We start from the raw sequence: 5,354 nt of genomic DNA on the forward strand, positions 1-5,354 counted from the left end.
TACGGTGGAGCTGTGCGTAGATGTGATCAAGAGACAGGACAGAAGGCAGGCCAGGGCCGCCAAAGGGCCCAGGCAAGGGCCCCGGCGCGGCGGGCGTGGGCGGAACGGATTCATGCCAGGATCTCCCGCCGCCCCGGGGATGGGCGGCACGCAGCGGATGCGCGGCCCGCGCCAGACCCTTCCGGTCCTGGCCGCAGCCCAGCGCAACGGGAATTTGGCATCCGGCGGCGGTTTGGCCACATAGGGGGCTCCGATGGCCGGATCGCCCGGCGTCCCAGGGCCTTGCCCCTGGCGCCCGGCGGCTCCGTTTCGCAGAGGCCCGAGAACCGCGTGATCATTCCCAGCTTTCCCCTCGCCCGCCCGCGCCGCAACCGGCGCGACGACTGGACCCGTCGTCTCGTGGCCGAGAACCGGCTTTCGGTGGATGACCTGATCTGGCCGATCTTCATCCGCGAGGGCAATGGGGCGCCCGTCGAGGTGGCCTCCATGCCCGGCCAGTTCCGCGTCGGGCTGGACCGGATCGTGGAGCATGTGGGCCAGGCGGTGGAGCTGGGCATCCCGGCCGTCGCGCTCTTTCCCGCCACGCCGGCCGGGCGGAAGGATGCCGAGGGGACCGAGGCGCACAATCCGGAGAACCTGATCTGCAGCGCCGCCCGCGCGTTGCGCGCCGCCTTCCCGAAGCTTGGCCTGATCGGCGACGTGGCGCTCGATCCCTATACCGACCACGGCCATGACGGGGTGATCCGCGACGGCTATGTCCACAACGACGATTCCGTCGCGGTGCTGGTGAAGCAGGCGCTGGTGCAGGCCGAGGCGGGGATCGACTGCCTCGCCCCCTCCGACATGATGGACGGGCGCATCGCCGCCATCCGCCGGGCGCTGGACGAGAAGGGCCTCGTGGACACGCGGATCATGTCCTACGCGGCCAAGTACGCCTCCGGCTTCTACGGCCCCTTCCGCGACGCGCTGGGCTCGGGCGGCGCGCTGAAGGGCGACAAGAAGACCTACCAGATGGACCCGGCCAATTCCGACGAGGCGCTGCGCGAGGTGGCGATGGACCTGTCGGAAGGCGCCGACATGGTGATGGTCAAGCCGGGGATGCCCTATCTCGACATCATCCGCCGGGTGAAGGACGAGTTCGGCGTGCCGACCTTCGCCTACCAGGTGAGTGGCGAGTACGCGATGCTGATGGCGGCGATCCGCAACGGCTGGCTGGATGGCGACCGCGTGGTGCTGGAGGCGCTGATGAGCTTCAAGCGCGCCGGCTGCGACGGGGTGCTGACCTATTTCGCGCTGGACGCCGCGCGGCGGCTGCGCGCCGGCTGAAACACCGGGGGCACGGAGCGCCCGGGGGAGAATCCTCCCCCGGGCGGTGTCCTCAGCGGTGCTGCGGCGGCACCGGGCGGATGCGGCCGCGCGGGGCCGGCGGGGCGGCGGGCGCCGGGGTATCGAGGAAGATCTCGCGCAGCCGCCCGGCCAGGTAGGTCTGCGCCTCCCTGGCCTTGGACAGCACGGCATCGGCGCCGAAGAACTCGTGCGTCACGCCGGGATAGACCTGCCGTTCCACCGGCGCGCCGGCCCGGCGCATCGCTTCCTCCAGCCGGGCGCCGTCATCGGCCAGCGGGTCGATCTGGGCGTTGACGATGATGGTCCGCGGCAGGCCGCGCAGGTCCGCCTTGCCGTAGATGTTCAGGCGCGGGTCCTGCAGGTCCGATCCGCCATTGGTGTACTGCCCCAGGAACCAGAGCAGCGCCGGGGTGCCGAGCGGCTTGGCATTGGCGAACTGCTTGTAGGACGGCGTCTGGTCGGTGCCCGCGACCGGATAGATGGCGCCCACGGCCATCGGCTTCGGCGCATTGCCGGCATGGGCCGCGAGCGCCGTGGCCAAGGCGAGGTTGCCGCCCGCGCTCTCGCCCACGATGGCGACCTTGTTCGGATCGGCGCCCAGCACGGTGGCGTTGCGCACCGCCCAGACATAGGCGGCATAGGCGTCGTCATGCGCCGCCGGGAACTTGTTCTCCGGCGCCTTGCGGTAGTCCACCGAGACCACCACGGCGTTCGCGTCGGCCGAGAGGGCGCGGCAGGAGCTGTCATAGGTGTCGAGGTCCGCCAGCACCCAGCCGCCGCCATGGAAATAGACGATCAGCGGCAGCGGCTTCTGTCCCCGGCGCTCGGGGAGCTGGGCCGAGCTGTAGACGCGGGCCGGCAGCGCGCCGCCCGGGCCGGGGATGGAGATGTCGCGCACCAGCGGCAGCGGGCGCGGGTCGGTGGACCTGCCGTTCTGGAGCAGCAGCCGCTTCACCGCGTCGGACAGGCCGGGCTGCAGCCGCGCCTCCAGCGGCGACAGGGTCTCCACCGGCTTCGGGTTCAGCGAGGCGAGGCTCTCCAGCAGCGCCTTCATCTCGGGGTCCGCCAGCCCCGTGGGGTCGGCCGGGCCGGCGGGCGGGGTGGAGGTGCTGGCGCAGGCCGAGAGCAGGGCGGGCATCCCGAGGCCCAGGAACAGGGCGGATCGGCGGGAAAGCGGTGTCATCGGGCAGGTTTCCTCAGGTTACCGGACCCGGCTGCATGAGCCGGGAAGACGGTCCGGGAACGCCGGGGGCGCGGGCACGGTTCCTGCCGGTCGCGCATGGCTGATACGTTTCGTCACGGCGTAACCTCCGCGTGTGCATCCCGCTCGCGCGCCAGGAAGCGGGCCACGAGGGAGGTCTGGGACAGGCTCATCAGGGCCGGCGCGTGGCCGCAGCCCGGGATCACCGCCAGTTCGGTGCCGGGCCGTTCCAGCATCCGCGCGGCCGTCTCCGGCAGCAGCAGCGGGCTGTCCTCGCCGCGCAGCAGCAGCACCGGCAGGTCCAGCATCCGCCAGAGCGCCCAGAGATCGACATCGGCGGCGGGCGAGAGCCGCATCGGCTCGCCGATCGCCGGATCGTAGTGCAGCACCAGCCGCCCATCGACCGTCGCCCGCGCGCTGGTTTCCGCGAGGTGACGCCACTGCGCGTCCGTGAGCCGGCCGAAGCCGGCATGGATCGCGCGCAGGTGCCGCTCCAGCGCCGGCAGGTCGGGAAAGCTCAGCGCCTCCGCCATATAGGCGCCGATATGCGACAGCGCCTCCGCCGGGATGAAGGCGCCCACGTCGTTCAGCACCAGGCGCCGCAGCCGGTTGCCCGGCAGCGCCGCCACCGACATGCCGATCAGTCCGCCCATGGAGGTGCCGACCCAGTCATAGGGCCGCTCCAGCGAGGCCAGCATCGGCGCCAGGCCGGTCACATAGGTCGGCACGCTGTAGAGCGCGCCCTCGACCAGCCAGTCGCTGATGCCGCGCCCGAAGATATCGGGGCAGATCACCCGCCGGCCCTGCCCGGCCAGCAGGCGGGCCAGCACGTCGAAGTCCCGGCCGGTGCGGGTCAGGCCGTGCACGCAGATCACCGGGTCGCCGTCCAGCGGGCCCCATTCGGTCCAGCGCAGCGTCGCGGCGAAGGGGTTGAAGCGGCAGCGATAGGCCCCGGTGCGGGGCGGTTCCGCCCAGACCCTTTCTGGGGTGGTCATGCGAAGGCGTCTCCCGTTCCGAGTCGTGCCAGGGCTGTCGCGGGCGGATGCTTTCACGCCCCGCCCCGCTTTCCGATCACGTTCCGTCCAGGGCCGGAAGGGGCCGCACCCCCGCGCCGCCCGCCGCCCCTGGCTTGACCATGGCTGGGACCCCTGGCGCCCGCGCCGTCCGCGCCCATACTGCGCGGGCATGCGCCACCCGCACCATCCCCGCCACCGCCCGCCGCGCCGCCCGCTGCGCGCCGCCCTCGCGGTCCTGGCCCTGCTCGTGGTGCTGGCCCTCGCCGCGCTGGCGGGATGCCTGTGGTGGACGCTGCCGGCGCGCGAGGCGGGGCTTTCGCTGCCGGGGCTTTCCGCCCCGGTGGAGGTGGCCTTCGATGCCCAGGGCATCCCCCGCATCGCCGCGCGGAACGAGGTGGATGCGGCCATGGCGCTGGGCCTGCTGCATGCCCGTGACCGGATGTTCCAGATGGACCTGATGCGCCGCAGCGCCTCGGGCCGCCTCGCCGCGATCGCCGGCCCGGCGGCGCTGCGGGCCGACCGCTTCATGCGCGTGCTGGGCCTCGCCGGGCGGGCCGAGACCGACCTCGCGGCCCAGGCGCCGGAAACGCGGCGCCTGCTGGAGGCCTATGCCGCCGGGGTGAATGCCTGGATCGCCGAACGCGGCCGCTTCGCCGCGCCGGAATTCCTGCTGCTGGGTGCGCCGGAACCCTGGCGGCCCGCCGACAGCCTGCTCTGGGGCAAGCTGATGGGGCTCTACCTGTCCGGCAACTGGCGCACGGAGCTGGCCCGTGCCCGGCTGGCGCGCAGCCTGCCGCCGGAACGGATCGGGGAGCTCTGGCCCGCCGACGAATCCTCCGGCAGCGCCGAGGTGGCCGCGGCCATGCCGGCGCCGGGCACGCCCGGCCCGGAGGCGCTGGGGCGGCTGCTGGCCGCCCTGCCGGAATTCCCGGGCGATGCGCCCCTGCCGGACAGCGCCTCCAACGCCTGGGCCGTGGCGGCGCGGCGCTCCGCCACGGGGGGCGCCCTGCTGGCCTCGGATCCGCATCTCGGCTTCGGCGCGCCGATCCTGTGGTATCTGGCGCGGATCGAGCTGCCGGAGGGACGCTTCCTGGCCGGGGCCACGGCGCCCGGCGTGCCCTTCGTGGTGATCGGCCGCAGCGACCGGCTGGCCTGGGGCTTCACCACCACCCATTCCGACACGCAGGATGTCTTCGTCGAGCGCCTCGCGGGCGTGGCGGGCTACGAGACCCCTGACGGCCCCCGCCCCTTCGCGCTGCGCGAGGAACGGATCGCCGTGCGGGGCCAGCCGGACACGGTGCTGCGGGTGCGTGAGACCCGCCATGGGCCGGTGGTGTCGGATCTGGAGGCACCGGGCGGCGATTCCCCGGAGACGCCCCCCGGCACGGTGCTGGCGGTGCAGATGGCCAGCCTGGCACCGGGCGACACGGCGGCCTCCGGGCTGCACGCGCTGAACCGGGCCGGGACGCTGGAGGAGGCGGGCGAGGCCGTGGCGCGCATCAGCAGCCCCGCGCAGAACGTCGTGGTGGCGGATGCGGCGGGCGAGGTGGCGCTGTTCCTGGCGGGACGCACGCCCATCCGGGCCTCGGGCGATGGCGGCATGCCGGCGCCGGGCTGGGACGGCAGCCATGACTGGACCGGCTGGATCCCCTTCGCGGAGATGCCGAACACGCTGCGCCCGGCCTCCGGCGCGGTGGCCAATGCGAACAACCGGGTGCAGCCGCGGGACTCGTCCGTCTTTCTCGGCCTGTCTCTTGATCACATCTACGCACAGCTCCACCGTAAGGCGA

Annotated in this window: 4 protein-coding genes; 2 read left to right on the forward strand and 2 right to left on the reverse strand. The window is 73.2% G+C overall.

Going from position 1 to position 5,354, the window contains the following annotated elements:
- Window positions 1-330: 330 nt before the first annotated feature.
- Entirely contained in the window at window positions 331-1,326 is a 996-nt protein-coding gene (gene hemB / locus ROTAS13_RS18665) for a porphobilinogen synthase (RefSeq protein ID WP_075823076.1), read from the forward strand.
- A 52-nt stretch (window positions 1,327-1,378) separates the two neighbouring features.
- Here hemB and ROTAS13_RS18670 read toward each other — a convergent pair whose 3' ends face one another.
- On the reverse strand, window positions 1,379-2,530 hold the full coding sequence (locus ROTAS13_RS18670) for an alpha/beta hydrolase (protein ID WP_075823074.1): 1,152 nt from the start codon (window positions 2,528-2,530) through the stop codon (window positions 1,379-1,381).
- 113 nt (window positions 2,531-2,643) lie between these two features.
- The gene (locus ROTAS13_RS18675; RefSeq protein ID WP_019460276.1) at window positions 2,644-3,543 is read right to left on the reverse strand and encodes an alpha/beta fold hydrolase; all 900 of its coding nucleotides are present in this window, start codon (window positions 3,541-3,543) and stop codon (window positions 2,644-2,646) included.
- 190 nt (window positions 3,544-3,733) lie between these two features.
- Between ROTAS13_RS18675 and ROTAS13_RS18680 the strand changes: the two genes are divergently transcribed.
- Window positions 3,734-5,354 (forward strand): penicillin acylase family protein (locus ROTAS13_RS18680; RefSeq protein ID WP_075823075.1); only part of this gene is annotated, 1,621 nt, incomplete at its 3' end.

Source organism: Roseomonas sp. TAS13, from assembly GCF_001950415.1.
GTDB lineage: Bacteria > Pseudomonadota > Alphaproteobacteria > Acetobacterales > Acetobacteraceae > Roseomonas > Roseomonas mucosa.

What these genes read in the sequence shown, in the direction of transcription:
- ROTAS13_RS18670 (WP_075823074.1), bottom strand. Translation starts at nt 2,530, where the DNA reads ATGACACCGCTTTCCCGCCGATCCGCCCTGTTCCTGGGCCTCGGGATG.
- ROTAS13_RS18675 (WP_019460276.1), bottom strand. Translation starts at nt 3,543, where the DNA reads ATGACCACCCCAGAAAGGGTCTGGGCGGAACCGCCCCGCACCGGGGCC.